The organism is Streptomyces sp. Tu 2975, from assembly GCF_009832925.1.
In the GTDB taxonomy this organism is placed as follows: Bacteria; Actinomycetota; Actinomycetes; order Streptomycetales; family Streptomycetaceae; genus Streptomyces.
Genome location: NZ_CP047140.1, coordinates 650419 through 668255, shown reverse-complemented (window position 1 = coordinate 668255; position 17837 = coordinate 650419). Strand labels below are relative to the sequence as shown.

Below are 17837 nucleotides of genomic sequence, written 5' to 3'. Positions count from 1 at the left end.
GGCCATGACGCAACGTCATGGCCACCCACCCGTTTCTCCCACCCGGCAACACCGCACCCGCGCCATTTGCCACCCGCCGCAAGGCCGCGTCGTCGCGGCGCTGTTCCACTTCGCAGCGGTCACTTCCGACCCGCCTTAACAGGCGTTGAAGCAGGGGGAATTCACATGCGTAGCGCATCGGTGAGACGTGCTCTCGTCCCAGCCGCCACTCTGGCCGTCATCACTGCCCTGGCCACGCCGGCGATCGCGGACGACGGCACAGACCTCAGCCCTGTGGGTGCTCCCGCCGCGGAGGTGGTCGCCTTGGAGGACACACTGGCCGAACTGCCGGAGACCGGGGGCGGTGACTTCACCATTACGCGGTGCGACAATCCGTACAAGCAGTGGTACGAGATCACCAGCAAGAAGGCATACCACGTGCCCTCTTGGTGGAACGGCACCAAATTCAAGGACGGCCCCGGCGGAACCATGGTCGTGAAGGTAGAGAAGGCAGGCAAGATATCTGCCGAGGTAAGTGGCGGCACCGAGGCCGAGGCAGGGGCCGTCATCGCGAAGGCCAAGGTGAAGGTCGACGCAAAGATCGGCGCAGAGATCGGTGTGAGCGTGGGGCACGAGTACCGAAGGGACATCGCCCGCGGCAAGTACGGGCATCTTCAGTACGGCTCCTGGGGGTACCAGGTCACTTGGGCGAAGTACGCCACCAGCGCCGATCGTTGTGGCAAGACGAAGCTGAAGTCCGGCACTGCGAAATTGCCTACCAACGAGACCGGCTGGCGTTACTGGGAAACGAGTTCATGACTACTCGAACGCGCTTCGGCGTGAACAGTGCGGTGCTGTGCGCCGGTCTGCTGTCGGCCGTCGTCATAGTCACCGGGTGTACGGAGAATTCCGGAAGCACGGGCGAACCCACGGAACGGGCCACCCCGACGACAGCGCCGGCGCAGCCGACCGGCACGAACGACAAGAGGCTCGGAGAGCAGGCAGAGGCCGCGCTGGACACCGTGACGATCGACGATCCGGAGTTCGTCGAATCGGGCCTGGAATCCCTCGCCGACGGCATCCATACGGACTCGCCGCTGGTACGCGGGAAGTCGTATCAGCTGGGAGTGGCCTGCGCGGGGCAGGGCAAGGCCAAGCTGTCGGTTCATATCGAAGGCGAACCGGTTGTCCGGAGCTTCGACTGTGACGGCACCGCGGTCCATCAGCGCATCACAAAAGCGCCGAGCAGGCTGAGGGTGGATGTCGACGGCGAACCGGGATCCTCCGGGATGGTCGCCTGGCAAATCAGCGAGACCGGCACGTAGAAACGCGCGTGGAAACAAGCAGCTCAAACGGGCCACACCCAAGCCTGCTCTACCTCGCCCGACGCCGGGCCGACGTCCTGTTCGCAATGCGCCGTGATGGAACCTTCTACAAACCGTAGCTGTCTGCCTCAGTCACCTGCCCCTGCGGGTCTGCGAGGAGAACAACTCGATCGGCCTCGACATCGAAGCCGAGCACTGGATGGCCATAGTCGCCTTCCGGGTCCATCAGCACCGGCTTGCCCAGCCGCCGCCCGATCTCCCGAAGGAAGCTGCAGAACACATCAAATCGATCCTGGCCCTGCAACTCGCGCAGGTCAACGTCGAAGTCGACTTCATCGGCGGCATGAAAACGGAAGATCGCCAGCACATCGGCAGCCGGCCAGACCCGCAGGTCTGGGCACTCGGCATCTGCCGGACGAGACAGTACGGCCTCCGCCCGGGGCACCGGAAGCACCGTCTCTCCCTCGGAGTACTGGCACTTCCAGCCCTTCCCCGCGACAAGATCGAGGACCGCCTGCCAGTCCTCCACCGAGGCATCCGGGACACGCACGTCCGGCAGCAACCCCATCAAGTCCGGGTCGAAGAAGCACTTCACGTCATCCCACAGCAGATCAGCCACCCCGCCATGCTGCCCGGCTCACCGACCCAACGCACCCCCGTTCCCCTTGACCAAAGACATACGGGCACCTCCCACACCCCGACAACGGGGTTGCCGGGCTTGCTTGCGCCCGGGGCAATGTGTCGGCATCGAGAACGCGGCTCCCACCCCGACACATGCGGGTGGTCGAGCCCCGGCCGGTCGAGGCTCGGGCCCGGCCCGATCACCGTCGCCCCACTGCGGTGGATTCGTCACCGAGCTCGGAGACGGCGGTCGTGAAGCGTTCGGTGTGCAGACGGGTGGCGTCGCGCAGGGCGCCGTCCTCGTCCACGCGCTGGCGACGGTAGGCCACGACCAGGGCGACCAGGGCGCCCGCGCCGGCTACCACCCCAAAGGAGAGCTTGACCAGGTCGAACAGCGTTCTCGAGTCGATGCGTCGCTCGGGCTTCAACTCGCGTGTGCCAAGCAGGTCCCATCGGGCGTAGAAAACGGCAGTGGCAACCAAGACCGCAGTGGTGAAAGCCAGAGCTAGGACGATACCTACGGGCCACGGACGTAGACTGCGCCGTTCGGCCTGGCGCCGGGGCAGACGTGGGCTCATAGCCGACCCTGGTCCAGCGTGGGGCACCCCTGTCGATCCGGCCGGAGAGTCAGCTCTCCTCGGCTTCGAAGGTGAGCAGCAAGTCGGCAGCGACGCTCACGGCGATGGTCGCGGGTTCCTTGCCGGTGACGTCGGCCAGCCCGATCGGGGTCTTGATCCGAGCGACGGTGGCCTCGTCGTGACCCCCCTCGGTGGTGAGGCGTTTGCGGAACCGCACCCACTTGGCCGCCGACCCGATCAGCCCGATGGAGCCGAGATGGGACGTGCGCAAGGCGGCGTCGCACAGTGCGGCGTCCTCGGCGTGATCATGCGTCATGATCAGGATGTGGGTGCCCCGCGGCAACTCGTCCAGCACCTCCTCGGGCAGCAGCGGCGTGTGGTGCACGTGCACCTGCGCCACCGCGTCCGCAAGCACGTCGAGCCGCTCCTTGGTGAGGATGTCGGCCCGGGTGTCGATCAGATGGAGGTCGAGGTCCTGACGCGCCAGGATGCGCGCCAGTTCCAGGCCGACGTGTCCCACGCCGAAGATCGCCACCGCCCGTACCACCGGCAGCGGTTCGAGCAGCACCGAGACGGTACCGCCGCAGCACTGCACGCCATGCTGGTTGGTCACCTTGTCGTTCAGGGCGAAATCGATCAGCTCCGGCTCCGGCTTGGACGCGGCCATCATCTCCCGGGCCCGATCGATCGCGACGGCCTCGACGTTGCCACCACCGATCGAACCCCACGTCTCGGTCTGCCCCACCACGAGTTTCGCACCGGCGTCGCGTGGGGCATGGCCGCGTACGGTCGCGACGGTCACGAGCACGCCGGACTCGCGGCGTGCCCGCAACCGCCCGACCGCGGCGACCCACGTCATGTCAGGCACCGCTCAACGCTTCTGCGTCGGTCCGGATCGTGCCGTCGACGGGCCCGGTTCCGGCGTGGCCGTCGTTGGCGAACCCGTTGCGGACACGACCGTTCCGGGAGGCATCGCCCTGGCGAGCCGCCTGGATCGCCCAGTACACCGCCTCCGGCGTCGCGGGCGAGGCCAGCTCGACGCCGACCCCGCTCGGCCCGAACGCGGCGGCGGCCTGCCGCAACGCTTCCCGAACCGAGAACGCCAGCATCAGCGGAGGCTCACCCACCGCCTTGGACCCGTACACCGCCCCCTCCTCGGTGGCGTTCTCCAGCAGCGTGACGTGGAACTCCGCGGGCATCTCCGAGAAGCTCGGCAGCTTGTAGGTGCTCGCGGCCTGGGTCAGCAGCCGGCCTCGGTTCGGCCCGTCACCGGCGTCCCAGCGCAGGTCCTCGAGAGTCAGCCAGCCCGCGCCCTGCACGAAGCCACCTTCGACCTGACCGATGTCGATCATCGGGGACAGGCTGTCGCCGACATCGTGCACGATGTCCACCCGCCGGATGCGGTACGCGCCGGTGAAGCCGTCCACCTCCACCTCGGCAGCGGCTGCGCCGTAGGAGAAGTACTTGAACGGCGAGCCCCTGAAGGTCTTCGCGTCCCAGTGCAGACCTTCGGTCCGGTAGAAGCCGGCCGCCGACAGCTGAACGCGCTGGAAGTACGCGGTACGCACCAGGTCGTCCCAGGCCAGCTCCTTGTCGCTGCCGAGGGTGCGAGCGACACCCTCGACGATGCGCACGTCCGAGGCGCTCGAACCCAGCTGGGTGGCGGCCACCGCGAGCAGCCGCTCACGCAACTGCTCGCAGGCGTTCTTCACAGCCGCACCGTTGAGGTCCGCCCCGGAACTGGCGGCGGTGGCACTGGTGTTGGGCACCTTGTCGGTCCGCGTCGGGGCCAACCGCACCTTGTGCAGCGGGATGCCCAACGTGGTCGCGGCCACCTGCAGCATCTTGGTGTGCAGGCCCTGGCCCATCTCGGTGCCGCCGTGGTTGATCAGGACCGAGCCGTCCTTGTAGATCAGCACCAGCGCGCCGGCCTGGTTGAAGGCGGTGAGGTTGAACGAGATCCCGAACTTGATGCCGGTGATCGCAAGGGCCCGCTTGGTGTGCGGGTGCGCGGCGTTGAAGGCGGCGATCTCGCGCTTGCGGTCGGCGATGCCGCCGTTGTCCTGCACCTGCTGCCAGACGGTGGCGATCCGTTCCGGCTGAGTGACCGGCTGTCCGTACGGCGTCGACTGACCAAGACCCGGGCGGTAGAAATTGCGCTCCCGCAGCTCCGTCGGATCAAGCCCGAGCAGCGGCGCGCACCGGCCCATGATGTCCTCGATCACCAGCATGCCCTGCGGTCCGCCGAAGCCGCGGAAGGCCGTGTTGGAGACCTTGTTGGTCCTGGCGATGCGACCGGCGACGCGCGCGTTGGGGATCCAGTACGTGTTGTCGATGTGGCACAGCGCACGGGCGACCACCGGCTCCGACAGGTCCAGGCTCCAGCCGCCGTCCGCGGTCAGGGTGGCGTCCAGGGCCTGGATTCGGCCGTCGGCGTCGAAGCCGATCTTCCACTCGGCGTGGAACCCGTGCCGCTTACCGGACATGGTCAGGTCCTGGGTCCGGTTGAGTCGCACACGGACGGGCCGACCGGTCAGCTTGGCGCCGAGCGCGGCGACGGCCGCGAACCCGTGCGGCTGCATCTCCTTGCCGCCGAAGCCGCCACCCATCCGCAGACACTGCACGGTCACCTCGTGGCTGTGCAGCCCGAGCACGTGCGCGACGATCTCCTGGGTCTCCGAAGGGTGCTGGGTGCTGCTCTGCACGAACACCTGCTCGCCCTCGTCGACATGGGCCAGCGCCGCGTGCGTCTCGAGGTAGAAGTGCTCCTGATCGGAGAACTGGAACTCACCGGTGAACACGTGCGCGGAGTCGGCGAAGCCGGCGTCCACGTCGCCGGTCAGCATCACGGGCCGAGCGCCGTGGAAGCTGTCGGCCGCGATTGCGTCCTGCAACGTGACCACGGAGGGCAGTTCGTCGAGTTCCACCTCGACGGCCGCCGCACCGAGCCGCGCCGCCTCCAGGGTCTCACCGAGCACCCAGGCCACCGCGTGGCCGTGGAACATGACCTCGTCGGGGAACAGCGGTTCGTCGTGCTTCATGCCGGCGTCGTTGACGCCGGGCACGTCGGCACCGGTCAGCACACGGACCACACCGGGCACGGCGAGCGCGGGCTCGGTGCGCAGGGCGGTGATCCGGCCGCGGGCCTTCATGACCTGGACCGGGTAGGCGTGCAGTACGTCCTTGGTGCGCGCGACCAGGTCGTCGGTGTAGAGCGCGGTGCCGGTGACGTGCAGTACGGCGCTCTCGTGCGGCATCGAGACGCCGACGACAGGCGCTTGGGGACGCTCGGACAGATGACTCATGACGACACCGCCTCGGTGGTCTGTGCGTACAGCTTGAGCAGGCTCTGGCCGAGCATCGCGGAGCGGTAGAGGGAGCTGGCGCGATGATCGTCCATCGGTGTGCCCTCGCCCCGCAGCACCCGGGCCGCGGCCTCTACCGTCTCCGTCGCCCACGGCTTGCCCTCCAGCGCCGCCTCGGTGGCGAGGGCGCGGACCGGGGTGGCGGCCACGCCGCCCAGGCCGATGCGTGCCTTACGGACGATCCCGTCCTCGACGTCGAGCGCGAAAGCGACCGCCACGCTGGAGATGTCGTCGAAGCGCCGCTTGGCGATCTTGTGGAAGGCCGCGACCGGCGACAGCGGCAGCGGGACGCGCACCGAGCGGATCAGCTCACCGGGACGGCGCACGCTCTGCCGGTAGCCGGTGAAGTAGTCCGCCAGCGGGACCTCGCGCTCACCGTCGGCATCGGCGAGCACCACCGACGCCTCCAGCGCGAGCAGCACCGGTGGGCTGTCACCGATGGGGGAGCCCGTACCCAGGTTTCCGCCGAGGGTCGCACCGTTGCGGATGAGCCGCGACGCGAACTGCGGGAACAGCTCGGCCAGCAGCGGGACGCCGCCGTCGAGGCGCCGTTCGATCTCGGTGAGCGTCAGCGCCGCCCCGATCTCGATGCGGTCGGATTCGACGCGCAGCTCCCGCAGTTCGGGCAGCCGGTCGACGGCAATCACGCAATCCGCCCTGCGGGCCCGGATGTTCACCTCCACGCCCCAGTCGGTGGAGCCGGCGACCACCACCGCGTCGGGCCGCTCGCGCAGCAACTCCAGCGTCTCGGCAAGGGTGTTCCTGCGCAGGAACGCGCTGTCGTATTGGGCGTACTCGGTGGCGACCGGTGCGGGCGGGGCCTGCTCGCGACGCTGCGCGAGCGGGTCCTCGTCGGTGGGGGAACCGACGGCGAACGCGGCATCGCGAATCGGGCGATAGCCGGTGCAGCGGCACAGGTTTCCGCTCAGTGCGTGCAGATCGAAGCCGTTGGGACCGTGCTCGTGGTCGATGCCGGCCGAGTCCGGGCCCGAGTCCGCGCCCGGGCCCGGTTCCGGGTCCGCGTGCGCGCAGCGGTCGGGCCGGTAGTACTCGGCCGCCATGCTGCAGATGAATCCCGGCGTGCAGTAACCGCACTGGGAGCCGCCGCGTACCGCCATCTCCTCCTGCACCGGGTGCAGGGTCGACGGCATACCGGGTCCGCCGACGGTGGCGAGACCCTCGGAGGTGATGATCTCCTGACCGTCGAGCGCCGCGACCGGGACCAGACAGGCGTTGACCGCCACCCAGTCGGTGGGCTTGTTCACCCCGGGACGTGCCACCAGGACCGAACAGGCGCCGCATTCACCCTCGGCACAGCCTTCCTTGGTGCCGGTGAGTCCTCGCTCGCGCAGAAAGTCCAGCGTCGTGGTGTGAGGCGCAGCCGGTGAGATCGGTGCTTCTTTCCCGTTGACCGTGATCCGCGCCGCTACCATGACAGGCCACCGTTTCGGTGCGCGACGGGTCGATTCATCATGTTCGCCAATTTCAGGCAGCTTTCTGTGTTCAGACGCGCCACGTGAGAGAAGCGGGCGCAAAAGGGCACGCAACAGCGACGTGCCGGAAGATGGTGAAGGGAACCCGGAATGTGCCACGGAGGGGCACTTCAGAACGGCGTGTCAGCAGCCGTGCGCGATGCGACCCGGAACCCAGACCGTGCAGTGGGCGAGGCGACCAAGATCAGAGCTGGTGTACATCCGCTGGTCGCCTCCTTTCGGTCGTCGCGGGTCGGCGTCCACCGCAAAGTAGTGGCTGGCGTCACAGAGGTCAAGAGGCCGATGGCCACGGCGTCCAAGTGTCATCGGAACCATCTGGGCCGCCTCGCTGATGAGGACGGCTCCGACTCCTACCGCCCCGTGCGGAACCGGCGACCGGTGCGTGCGAGGCCGGCCGGTGCCATGGTTCGGCTGTCGCGGCACCGGCGCCTTGCCCGGACGAGCTGGATCACCGCTCTGTCGTTGATGGACTGCGCTGTCATGAGTGGATTCCCTCCGTAGGCGGGCGAGGTCAGGGCTGCAGGGCGTAGCAGTGGAAGGAGGGACCGAGCTCGATCAGGCGGACCCGGGACCACGACGCGGTCAGCAGGTCGGCTTCCTGGGTGCTCAGGTCCCACACCTGGGGCTGCCCCTGGGAGGGGGCGTGGACGGAGGTGACCACCCAGAACGTGCCGCCGGGCACGAGCAGGCCGCGTACGCGGGAGAGGAACGCGGGCTTGTCGGTGATCCACCGGTAGACGAGTCGGCAGGTGATGACGGTGAAGGCCGGATGGGGCAGGCACACAGGGTCGTCGGTTTCGAAGTCGTGGAGTCGGACGTCGAGGTCCGGGTGGTCGCGTCGGGCGGCTGCCACCGCGGTGGGCGCGCAGTCGACGCCTGTGGTGCGGTAGCCGAGCTGAGTGAGTCGGGCGGCAAGTGCGCCCTCGCCGCAGCCGATGTCGAGCGCGGGTCGCCCCCGGCCGGGGCCGAGCTGCCGGCGCAGGGCCACGGCTTCGGCTGCGTCGATGGTCCGGTAGCGCCGGCCCTCGTGCCAGAGCGGCTCCCAGTAGGCGGCGCCGGCCGTCTCCGCGTCTGCGGGGCAGTTCATGAGGTCCGGACCATGTCCGTGTAGGGCTGCTCGTGCGCGATGGCGGTCAGCGCGGTGCGGGTGTAGTCGACGAGTTGCTCGGGCAGCGCATTCAGTGGCCACCATCGCCACTCGGTGCATCTGTCCGGTTCGAGGACGCGGGGCTCTCCCTGCCACCGGGACGCCTTGAAGAAGAGCTGCAGGCGAGGAATCGTGCTGCCGACGTCGAGAAGGTCCAGGGTGTGCACCAGCCTGAGGTCGCCCTCGGCGATGATCAGGCCGGTTTCCTCTGCTGCCTCGCGCACCGTGCAGGCCAGTGCCGACTCACCCCGTTCCCGGTGTCCGGCCGGCAGGTGCCAGGTGGAAGGCGCGAACGCGCTATCGGGGTGGCGCTTGCCGAGCAGGACGGCGCCGTCGCGTACGAGGACGAGGTGGGCGCCGACGATGCTGCGGCTTCGGTGATCGCTCGGCTCGCGGACCTGGATGGTGGGCGGCGTGCCGTCGGCGTCGAGGCGGGGACGAGGGTTGCGTCGGTGTTCGCGGATGACGGCCGCCGTGCCAGGGTCCATGCTCATCTCCGCCGTGTCGTCGACGCGGGTCCACCGCAGCTGCACGCCCTCGGACAGTTCGATCTCGTGGGCGGGCCGGTCGAGCGTGCCGTGGTAGACGCGTACCCGGTCCTTGAACGCGCCGTTCGCGTCGAGTGTGTCCACGGTGGCGAAGGGCGTGAGGTCAGGGACGGTGAGGCCGGTCTCCTCGCGCAAATCGCGGACGATGGCGTCGTCGCACGTCTCGCCGCCTTCGGTGGTGCCGCCGAGGAGGGACCACCGGCCTGCGCCCCGGATCGGCTTGTTCGCGGACCGCAGGTGCAGCAGATAGCGGCCCTCGTCGTCGGTGAGGAGGGCGGCCGTGCCGGGAACGACCGGCCATCGGATCGCAAGTCGCGTGTACTGCTTCTCGATGATGTGCGCCGCGCAGGGATCTGCCGACTCGGCGGTCCGGGGAATGACGGTGATGTGCGGGCAGGCGGCGGCACGGTGGTTGCGTTGCCAGTGCCGGACCTGTTCGGCCATCTCGCAGGCTGCCTGCCGACCTGCGGGACCGTAGCCATGGATGACGAACTCGTGGACTCCCTTGCCGCGTTCGTCGTCACCGATCCGGTCGTGGGCGAGCCGCGCCAGTGAAGTGCCGCGCACGATCGCGGCCGCGGGCCAGGTCCGGGGCGGCGGACAGATGATGCCGGTGTCGTGGTCCGGGTCGACGGACAGCCGGCAGAACCCGGGAAGTGCCCCGGCCAGGTACAACTGGAGGGTGTCGAACGGTTCTGCGCCGCCGACGGTGACGTTCGTGCGGATTTCTGTGCGGGGCCGGTCGAACGCCGGGGCGAGGTGGTCGACGGGTCGGGGTGTTCCGTCCTCGAAGGCGAGGTGGATGCCGTGCCGGGGGACGATGCGGTGGTTCGTGTTCCAGGCGCCGGCGCCCTGCACGGGGACGAATCCGCACACGGTGAGCGGCTCGTCGCTGATCAGCTCCCCGTTGCGCTTGGTGAAGCCGATGGACCAGACGTACTGGTGGATGCGCAGGGGGGCGACGAGGCGTCCGCCGTCCGCGACCAGGCCGATCCAGGGCAGGTCCCAGGTGTCGACCGTGACGATCACGGCGTCGAACGAGCCTGCTGGGACGGCGTCCGGCGGCAGGTGGGCGGCGTCCGCGGTGATGACGCGGACGTGGTCGTGTCCAGTGGCCTTGAGGAAGCCGGTGGCACGGTCGGTCACAGCGGCGTCGATGTCGACGGTGGTGACGCTGCCTGCCGGGCCGACGAGCTCGGCGATCAACGCCGCGTTGTAGCCGCCCGAGCCGATTTCCAGGACGTTGTGTCCGGGCTGCAGCCGGGCCGCTTCGAGCATGTCGGCCTGTATCCAGGGCGCGGAGACGGAGCTGCTGATTCGGCCGTCGGGTGCGTGACGGACGGGGATGACGTCGTCGGCGTACGCGGTCTCCACCGGCACTTCGGGCGCGAAGACGTGACGGGGCACCGTGCGGAACGCGGCCTCGACGGCGGCAGTGCGGACATGACCGGCTGCGACCAGTCGATCGGCGAGGCGGCCACGCAGGGTGCCGGGCCCGTGTTGTCGGGCGGTGGCGGGAGGGGTCGACACGGTGAGCCTTCCGGTCGGAGGTTTCATGCGGGATCCGCGACGATGGGAGAGGTGGGACGCGGGATGGTGCCGGCGGGGGCGTACTGGGCGGCTTGTGCAGCGAACATCGAGGCGTAGCGGCCCTGGGCAGCCATGAGTTCGTCGTGGCTGCCCTGCTCTGCCAGCCGCCCCTGGTGCAGGACGTAGATGCGGTCGGCGTGGCGGACGCCGGACATGCGATGGGTGACGAGGACGACAGCGCGGTTCGGCGCTGCGAGCCGACGGATGCGGTCGAACGCCTCGATCTCGGCTTCCGGGTCGAGAGCGGACGTGGGTTCGTCCACGACGAGAACACTGTCCGCCGGTGAGGTCGCGTCACGCCAGTGGGTGCGGGCCAGGCCGACCTTCTGCCATTCGCCGCCGGACAGTTCGACGGCTCCGCGGAACATGCGGGCCAGCAGGGTCTGCATCCCGTCGGGGAGATCGGCGACGACCGAGTCGGCTCCCGCGTGGTCGACGGATGTCCGCAGGTCTTCCTCAGAGGCGTCGTGGTCGGGGCGCCCGATCCGGATGTTCATCGCGGCCGTCATGGGCCAGCGTTGGAAGTCCTGAGTGAGCAGTGCGACGCGGTCGAAGACCTGGGAGCGTTCCAGACCGACGATGTCCGAGTCACCCCACCGCACGGTCCCTTCGTGGGGCAGCAGCAGGCCGGAAAGAATCTTCATCAGGGTGCTCTTGCCGGAGCCGTTCTCGCCCACCACGGCCGTGACAGAGCCCATGGGGAGTGCGAGCGTCACACGGTCCAACGCTGGAGCTTCGCGGTCGGGATAGCGGTAGGAGACCTGGTCCAGGGCGACCTGCCCGACCACTTCCGGGACCGGGTCGCCCTCCTGGGGGATCGCGTGTCGGGCGGCCTCTGTGAGGAAACGCGCGTGATCGCGGACGTAGAGGGACTCCTCATGCAGCTGATTCACATTCATCACCAAGGCGCCCAGGCTCGCGGAGCCGGAGCGTACGGCGATCACCGCGGTGCCGGCCACTGCCAGGCTCATGTGCCCTCCCATGACGAGCCAGATCATGGTTCCGTAGGTGGCCGCCATCGCCACGCCGGACAGTGCGGCGGCGACCCACTCGGTGACCGCCTTGCTGGAAGCCAGCCGCTCCTGCTCGGCCTCGGCGCTTCGGGCCATGCGCTTGTACCGGCTGAGCAGGAAAGGACCGACGCCGTGGATGCGCACCTCCTGTGCGGCCGTGCGCTCGGTCAGGAGGCTGCCGATGAGGCGGCTGGCCCGCAGGTGCTCGATCCAGCTCATCACCGACACATAGCGCTCCTGGGCCACGCGCATGGCACCCCAGCCGCGCGGCGCGGCGATGAGGATCAGCATGGGCAGCAGTGCCGGGTGCAGGACGGTGAGCACGCCGGCCGTGGCCACCAGGGAGATGGTGCTGTTCAGCGCGGCGACACAGGCGCCGATCATGCTGCGGGCGCTGGCCGGGCCGTACTGGGCGATGTCGATCAAGCGACGGAAGTCCGGGTCGTCGATGGCTTCCAGCTCGACGGAGGCGGCGGCAGCCAGGTACTGGGTGGTGGCGATCCGCTCGACGAGCGGTTCCAGGCGGCCCGCCCGGGACGTCGACCACCCCGCGAGAACGGAGTTGACGACGGCGATCGCAGCGGCGGCCATCAGCCCGGGTAACAGAGCGTGCAGGCGCTCCACGGCGCTGCCGGACCCGAGGAGGGCGTGCATGACGGCGTTCACGGCAAGCAGCCCGACGGCAGCGGCGATGCCTTGCCCGATCTCGCTGATCCCGACGGCGACGAGCCCCCGGCGATCCGCGTTCCAGGCCATCCGCAGGGTCGCTCCGACCAGATGCGGCATCGACCGGAGTGCGGACATCATGGTCAGGTCCAAGCGTGCGTGCTCGTGTCGGGACCAGCCCATGTCGTAGCGCAGGGGGCCGCCGAACAGTTCGCGCTCCGCGTCGGAGACCTCCGGCTCGGCCAGGCTGATCTTCCCGAACAACCGCTTCACAGAGGGCCTCCCTGTTCGGGCCGACAGCACTTGTCATGTGATCGGGTAACGGGGCGTGCCCGGTCGCCGTAACGGGGCTGCGCGGGCGGAATCCAGAACGTGCTTCCGCCTTGTCGATCGAGCGGCAGCGGTGCCGGTGCGACGTCGACCGATGGCTGACCGACGACACCGGGAGCCTTCCCGGCTCAGCCCGTCCTGACGATTCGTCTTCGGCCGGTCTGCGGGGCGAAAACCGGCCACGCGGTCGTCAAAGACGGCTCACGACAGGCGGTCCTGTCCGGCGGATGTGCCCCGGACCCATGCGCGGGCTCTCCACGCCGGTCCTCGACGCTCGGCGCAAACTCCTCGTCCTGGAGCGCAGGCCCGAGGTGTGCAAGGAGAGGAAAGGCCGCTGGGGCCACAGGGGGGTGTGGAGCCCGACCGGGGTCCGGGGGCCGTTCGCCCGCTGCTTCCCGTCCGGGGAACAGCCTCGGTGCGTCCTCCGTCCACGCCGAGATTCCCCACAGAGAGGCAGCCCGACCGCCTGCTGGGCGCGGGGGTGTACTCCGCACCGGGAGGACGAAGCCGGCCGGCGGGCCGTCCACGGGCCGGTCCCGCCGCGCCAGATCGGTGCCGGAAGGAGACGACGCGGCGACGCCAGCGGTCCGGCCGCAGTCGTCACCGCCCGGCCGCAATGGACGCAGGTGGCTGGGGAGTCCGTGTCTCTTCTGCGGAGGTCCCGGCCGGCCGATGAGCGGCCGGCCGGGACATCGGGATCAGGCGAGGTCGAACCGATCGAGGTTCATCACCTTGTCCCACGCCGCCACGAAGTCACGCACGAACTTGTCGCCCGCGTCCTGGGACGCGTAGACCTCCGAGACGGCTCGGAGCTGGGAGTTCGAACCGAAGACGAGGTCCACAGCGGTGGCGGTCCACTTGACCTCACCCGTGGCGCGATCCCGGCCTTCGAACACGTTCTCGGTGGAGGCCGACGCCTTCCACTGCGTGTCCATGTCGAGCAGGTTGACGAAGAAGTCGTTGGTCAGTGTTCCGGGCCGGTGCGTGAAGGCGCCGACGGGGGAGCCCTTGAAGCCGGTGTTCAGGGCTCGCATGCCGCCGATCAGGACCGTCATCTCGGGCGCGGTCAGAGTCAGCAGGTTGGCGCGGTCGAGCAGGAGCGTCTCCGGCGACAGCTTCTCTCCCGCCCGGAGGTAGTTGCGGAAGCCGTCCGCCGGGGGTTCGAGCACGGCGAACGACTCGACGTCGGTCTGCTCCTGCGTGGCGTCGGTGCGTCCCGGTGCGAAGGGGACCGTGATGTCGTGCCCTGCGTCCTTTGCGGCCTGCTCGACGGCCGCGCACCCGCCCAGGACGATCAGGTCGGCCAGCGAGATCCTCGTTCCGCCGGTCTGCGAGCGGTTGAAGTCCTGCTGGATCTGCTCGAGGGTCCGCAACACCTCGGCCACCTCGGGCACGTCGTTGACCACCCAGTCCTTCTGCGGCGCGAGTCGAATCCGTGCCCCGTTGGCGCCGCCGCGCTTGTCGGTGCCGCGGAAGCTCGCCGCCGAGGCCCAGGCGGTGGTGACGAGATGGGAGACGGACAGTCCCGAGTCGAGGACCCTGCGCTTGAGGGCGGCCACGTCCTCTTCGGACACCAACTCGTGATCCACCTCGGGGACAGGGTCCTGCCACAACTGCGGCTCGGGGATCCACGGGCCGAGATAACGCGTGAGGGGCCCCATGTCGCGGTGCAGCAGCTTGTACCACGCCTTGGCGAACGCGTCCGCGAGCTGGTCCGGATTCTCGTGGAACCGCTTCACGATCGGCCCGTAGACCGGGTCCAGCTTCAGTGCGAGGTCCGTCGTCAGCATCATGGGAGCGTGCGTCTTCGACGAATCATGAGCATCCGGCACAGTGGTCCGGGCCGAGGGATCAGTGGGGGTCCACTGCTTCGCACCGGCGGGGCTCGTCGTCAGCTCCCAGTCGTACCGGAAGAGGTTGTCCAGGTATCCGTTGTCCCATTTCGTCGGCTCCGAGGTCCACGCGCCCTCGAGCCCACTGGTGAGCGCGTGGGCGCCCTTGCCGCTGCCGTGGGTGTTCCTCCAGCCGATGCCTTGCTGCTCGACGGGGGCCGCCTCGGGCTCCGGACCGATGTACGAAGGATCGACCGCGCCGTGGCACTTGCCGAACGTGTGGCCGCCGATGATGAGCGCGGCCGTCTCCTCGTCGTTCATCGCCATACGACCGAAAGTCTCGCGAACGTCCCTGGCGGCGGCCAGCGGATCCGGGTTGCCGTTCGGCCCTTCCGGATTGACGTAGATCAGTCCCATCTGCACGGCACCGAAAGGACCGGTGAGTTCCCTGTCGCCGCTGTAGCGCTCGTCTCCGAGCCAGGTGTCCTCGGGTCCCCAGAAGATTTCCTCCGGTTCCCAGATGTCCTGCCGTCCGAATCCGAATCCGAACGTCTTGAAGCCCATCGATTCCATGGCACAGTTGCCGGCGAAAACGAGCAGGTCGGCCCAAGAGATCTTCCGGCCGTACTTCTGTTTGACGGGCCAGAGCAAACGGCGCGCCTTGTCGAGGCTCGCGTTGTCCGGCCAGCTGTTGAGGGGGGCGAAGCGCTGGGCGCCGCTGCCGCCACCGCCCCGGCCATCGGCGATGCGGTACGTTCCCGCGGCATGCCAACTCATCCGGATGAAGAGCGGCCCGTAGTGGCCGTAGTCGGCAGGCCACCAGTCCTGCGACGTCGTCATCACCTCGAAGACGTCCCGCTTCAGCGCGTCGACGTCGAGGGTCGCGAACTCTGCTGCGTAGTCGAAATCCTCGCCCATAGGGTTGGCCAGAGGCGAGTGCTGGTGGAGAACCTGCAGGTCCAGCTGATTCGGCCACCAGTCCCGATTCGTCCTGGGACGAGTCGCTGTGGGAGTCGGGGAGGGGATTACCGGGTTCTCGCTTTCGCTGCCGGACACGTCCGTCCTTCTTCCTGTCTCGGTCCTTCTGCTGGCTGTCTGCTCTTGACGTCGTCGCATTGCCGGCGCCGAGAATCGCGACCCGCGCTCTTGACGCGCCGTGCAGCTCTCCGGCCGGGAACACCTGACCGCACCCGCACGGAACGCGCCTCGGCGGCCGGCGAGGGTCCGTCGTCCCGCACGACGCCGATGGCCGAGTCTGTGTCGGCGTCCGTATGGTCGCGCACCACGGGCCGCACTGCTAAGAGAACACGCAGAGCACCCGCGCACAGCATCAGCCTAAATCGAAAGCCGTTCGGGCAGTGGATCGATTCGGTGGCTGCATTCCAGACCTCCGGAGCCTGCGACAGAGAAATCCTTAGATCGCCATAATCACCCTGCCGGGCGGCGCGGTCGGACATGCGCATTACCGGCCCGGCACATAAAGGAGCGGTCAAGCTGTACGCAGGATTCCTGATGGCGGGCGGCAGCCGCCGACGCGCTCCGGTCGGGCGCCCCAGACGTTGCGCCCGGAACCCCGGAACCCCGGAACCCCGGTTCCATGGCGCAGCCGCCGACAGCCGTCGGCCGGAAACCGTCCGGCCGGCCTTGTCATGAAGATCGTTCTGCCCGAGCCTGAGGGCATGCAGAATCTGCCGACATTCGTACTTGTCCATGGTGCCTTCGCGAACTCGTTCTCATTCGCGCCGCTGCAGGCCGAGCTCGGGCTGCTCGGGCATCGATCCGTCGCCGTCGACCTTCCCGGTCACGGGTTCCAGGCGACCTTCCCCGGGGCCTACCAAGCTCCTCAGGATCTCGAGGCGCTCGCCTCGGAACCGGGAGCCATCAAGGGCGTCACCCTCTCCGAGAACACCGCCCACTTGATCGAAGTTCTCGAGCGGGCGAAGCGGAACGGGCCGGTCATCCTCGTTGGCCACAGCAGAGGCGGCATCACGGTCACCGCGGCCGGCAACGCCCGACCCGATCTGATCGACCGGATCTGCTACGTCTCCGCCTGGTGCCCCGTCGATTTGGACGTCAACGACTACTATGCCGAGCCGGAGATGTCGGAGGTCGACCTCGGCGGCTTCGCGCACGCGCTCGCCGGGAACCCGGCCGAGCTCGGTCTGATCCGGACCAATTTCCGAACCGCCGATCCGGCGGCGCTCGCCGCGTTCCGGCATGCCTTCGCCGCCGACCTCAGCGACGACGAGTTCCGGGCCTTCCTGAACACCTTCCAGCCCGACGAGAATCTTGATGTCGGCACGTCCGCGGACCGGGCACAGGCCGCGACGTGGGGTCGGATCCCCAAAGCCTTCGTGCGCCTGGCCGACGATGCGAGCATGCCGCTCGCCATGCAGGACCGCCTGATCCGCGAAGCCGACGCGCTCACACCCGACAACCCCTTCGACGTCCGCACGCTCGACGGGAGCCACCTGCGCTGGCTCGTCCACCCGAAGCCCGCCGCCGAACTGCTGGCCGACCTGGCGGCGCACTGACGGTCCGCTGCCCGATCGGCGGTGCCGCACGGGCAGCGCTGCCGGTCGGCGCCGTACGCGATCCGGCCCCGGCGCAGTGGCTGCGCCGGGGCCGGATCGTGTGAGCAGGCGCAGTTCGGCGATCCTTCGCCTCCGCTGCTGATCTGGCACTGCGCCCGTCACCCGGTGCTGGGGCGCGGCACCCGTCACACGATGTCGCCCGACATCGCCGCCGCCATCCGCAGGTGCGGCGCGGCCTCGTCCGCCCGTCCCTGACGCTCCAGGGTGCGGCCCAGCATCAGGCGCGCGTAGTGCTCGACCGGGTCGCGCTCCAGCACGGCCAGCAGCTCGCTCTCGGCCTTCGCCAGCCGAGCGGAGTGGTAGTACGCGCGTGCCAGCAGCAGCCGCGGCGCGACCTGCTCGGGAACCTCGTCGACCAGACCCGTGAGGATCCGCGCCGCCGTCACGTACTCCTTGGCGTCGAAGAACATCTTTGCCCGGTCCCACCGCTCGGCGGGCGTCCCGAACTCGAAGTAGCTCTCGCTCACCTGCGTACCCTTCTGATCGTGGGTCGGACACCCCTCCGAACACCGTCGTGGGGCTCGGCATTCCGCCGCCGTGAGCACTTCACCTGCGACCCTTCATCCGGACCGGGAGCGCCGAGCAGATCCACTCGGCCGCAGCGACGGCGTGCGCGGGCCGAGCACGGCAAGGTGCCCATCCCGCCAGGTCGACGGCGCGCTCGGGAGCGTGGCCGGGCGGACGCGCCGTACGAGGGCGCTGAGCGCCAGGACGGCACGCGCGGCGCGGCGCAAGGTCGACACCGGCAACGGCCGC

Annotated in this window: 13 protein-coding genes; 3 read left to right on the top strand and 10 right to left on the bottom strand. The window is 69.0% G+C overall.

The window, feature by feature from the left end; genetic code table 11:
• Positions 1 to 165 precede the first annotated feature (165 nt).
• Entirely contained in the window at positions 166 to 798 is a 633-nt protein-coding gene (locus GLX30_RS02820; protein ID WP_244257972.1) for a hypothetical protein, read from the top strand.
• Positions 795 to 1304: a hypothetical protein gene (locus GLX30_RS02815; RefSeq protein WP_159683113.1), complete on the top strand. Its 510-nt coding sequence runs from the start codon at positions 795 to 797 to the stop codon at positions 1302 to 1304. Before GLX30_RS02820 ends, GLX30_RS02815 begins: the two co-directional genes overlap by 4 nt.
• Positions 1305 to 1410: 106 nt before the next feature.
• On the opposite strand, the gene GLX30_RS02810 is transcribed toward GLX30_RS02815, so the two are convergent.
• The 9 genes from GLX30_RS02810 to katG all read right to left on the bottom strand — a co-directional run bounded on the left by GLX30_RS02810 (position 1411) and on the right by katG (position 15543).
• On the bottom strand, positions 1411 to 1923 hold the full coding sequence (locus tag GLX30_RS02810) for a hypothetical protein (RefSeq protein WP_159683111.1): 513 nt from the start codon (positions 1921 to 1923) through the stop codon (positions 1411 to 1413).
• A 202-nt stretch (positions 1924 to 2125) separates the two neighbouring features.
• A complete protein-coding gene (locus GLX30_RS36045; RefSeq protein WP_347879683.1) occupies positions 2126 to 2353 on the bottom strand; it encodes a hypothetical protein in 228 nt (75 codons plus the stop codon).
• Positions 2354 to 2552: 199 nt separating this feature from the next.
• Positions 2553 to 3362, bottom strand: a complete 810-nt coding sequence (gene xdhC / locus GLX30_RS02800) for a xanthine dehydrogenase accessory protein XdhC (protein WP_159694822.1) — start codon at positions 3360 to 3362, stop codon at positions 2553 to 2555.
• A 1-nt stretch (position 3363) separates the two neighbouring features.
• Entirely contained in the window at positions 3364 to 5808 is a 2445-nt protein-coding gene (gene xdhB / locus GLX30_RS02795; protein WP_159683109.1) for a xanthine dehydrogenase molybdopterin binding subunit, read from the bottom strand.
• Complete coding sequence (locus tag GLX30_RS02790) at positions 5805 to 7301, bottom strand: FAD binding domain-containing protein (protein ID WP_159683106.1); 1497 nt, start codon at positions 7299 to 7301, stop codon at positions 5805 to 5807. Before GLX30_RS02790 ends, xdhB begins: the two co-directional genes overlap by 4 nt.
• Before the next feature lie 571 nt (positions 7302 to 7872).
• The gene (locus tag GLX30_RS02785) at positions 7873 to 8448 is read right to left on the bottom strand and encodes a class I SAM-dependent methyltransferase (protein ID WP_159683103.1); all 576 of its coding nucleotides are present in this window, start codon (positions 8446 to 8448) and stop codon (positions 7873 to 7875) included.
• The gene (fxlM, locus tag GLX30_RS02780) at positions 8445 to 10613 is read right to left on the bottom strand and encodes a methyltransferase, FxLD system (protein ID WP_159683100.1); all 2169 of its coding nucleotides are present in this window, start codon (positions 10611 to 10613) and stop codon (positions 8445 to 8447) included. The genes GLX30_RS02785 and fxlM overlap by 4 nt, the downstream gene beginning before the upstream one ends.
• A complete protein-coding gene (locus tag GLX30_RS02775; protein WP_159683097.1) occupies positions 10610 to 12598 on the bottom strand; it encodes an ABC transporter ATP-binding protein in 1989 nt (662 codons plus the stop codon). The genes fxlM and GLX30_RS02775 overlap by 4 nt, the downstream gene beginning before the upstream one ends.
• A gap of 755 nt (positions 12599 to 13353) precedes the next feature.
• Positions 13354 to 15543 (bottom strand): catalase/peroxidase HPI, encoded by a 2190-nt coding sequence (gene katG / locus GLX30_RS02770; RefSeq protein ID WP_159683094.1) that lies wholly within the window; start codon positions 15541 to 15543, stop codon positions 13354 to 13356.
• A gap of 623 nt (positions 15544 to 16166) precedes the next feature.
• Here katG and GLX30_RS02765 point away from each other — a divergent pair.
• Entirely contained in the window at positions 16167 to 17021 is an 855-nt protein-coding gene (locus GLX30_RS02765) for an alpha/beta fold hydrolase (RefSeq protein ID WP_159683091.1), read from the top strand.
• 185 nt (positions 17022 to 17206) lie between these two features.
• Here GLX30_RS02765 and GLX30_RS02760 read toward each other — a convergent pair whose 3' ends face one another.
• Positions 17207 to 17548, bottom strand: a complete 342-nt coding sequence (locus GLX30_RS02760; RefSeq protein WP_159683088.1) for a tetratricopeptide repeat protein — start codon at positions 17546 to 17548, stop codon at positions 17207 to 17209.
• Positions 17549 to 17837 lie beyond the last annotated feature (289 nt).

Coding starts and splice junctions, on each gene's coding strand:
- GLX30_RS02820 (WP_244257972.1), top strand. CDS start 166: ATGCGTAGCGCATCGGTGAGACGTGCTCTCGTCCCAGCCGCCACTCTG.
- GLX30_RS02790 (WP_159683106.1), bottom strand. CDS start 7,301: ATGGTAGCGGCGCGGATCACGGTCAACGGGAAAGAAGCACCGATCTCA.
- xdhB (WP_159683109.1), bottom strand. CDS start 5,808: ATGAGTCATCTGTCCGAGCGTCCCCAAGCGCCTGTCGTCGGCGTCTCG.
- GLX30_RS02785 (WP_159683103.1), bottom strand. CDS start 8,448: ATGAACTGCCCCGCAGACGCGGAGACGGCCGGCGCCGCCTACTGGGAG.
- xdhC (WP_159694822.1), bottom strand. CDS start 3,362: ATGACGTGGGTCGCCGCGGTCGGGCGGTTGCGGGCACGCCGCGAGTCC.
- GLX30_RS02815 (WP_159683113.1), top strand. CDS start 795: ATGACTACTCGAACGCGCTTCGGCGTGAACAGTGCGGTGCTGTGCGCC.
- GLX30_RS02765 (WP_159683091.1), top strand. CDS start 16,167: ATGCAGAATCTGCCGACATTCGTACTTGTCCATGGTGCCTTCGCGAAC.
- fxlM (WP_159683100.1), bottom strand. CDS start 10,613: ATGAAACCTCCGACCGGAAGGCTCACCGTGTCGACCCCTCCCGCCACC.